General features: G+C 36.8%; 1 tRNA gene. It reads right to left on the bottom strand.

Annotated elements, in window-relative coordinates:
- Positions 1-287 precede the first annotated feature (287 nt).
- Positions 288-363 (bottom strand) — tRNA-Ala (locus Q7P33_RS17935).
- Positions 364-612: the final 249 nt, after the last annotated feature.

Here is a 612-nt window from a genome sequence, read left to right as displayed (position 1 = left end):
TATTAAATCTTTGATGATTAAGTCATCAACTGATAATTTAAAGTATTATCAAACTCATATAATAGATGTCATATCACTAAATATATATGCAGTTTTCAAAGTACTAAAGTGCTGTCGCACGTCGCAAAACCTACATCTTCGTATACACTCAGATATATCAATTGCTTAAAATATACAGATTCTTTTAGCCGTTAGGCTATTGTTTGTTCCGCTTCGCGGCAAGTCAAATGCTTAGTGCTCGGGCTTGCCAGCCCTGTAAGATTTATCTTTTTTAAACAGAATCCTTTTGGTGGAGATGAGGAGAGTCGAACTCCTGACCCCTTGCGTGCAAGGCAAGTGCTCTCCCAACTGAGCTACACCCCCAAGATATTTATTTCATTTTAAAGTTTAGAATCTTATCCACTTCGGAATTAGTTCTTTGAATTATTTTAGACCTGTTTAGTTTCACAGCAAGAGTGATCACGTATAAAATTTCATCCATTTAAATCTTCCCTTATGGTATAGATGAGAGTTTATATGTAATCGCTAGCGCGGCTAACTATACAAGTCAAGAACATTCAAAATTAAACAGTAGGCAATTCTCCCTAGAAAGGAGGTGATCCAGCCGCACCT

Source organism: Acetobacterium wieringae, from assembly GCF_026646375.1.
In the GTDB taxonomy this organism is placed as follows: Bacteria; Bacillota; Clostridia; order Eubacteriales; family Eubacteriaceae; genus Acetobacterium; species Acetobacterium wieringae_A.
This window is presented reverse-complemented; position numbering and strand designations above follow the sequence as displayed.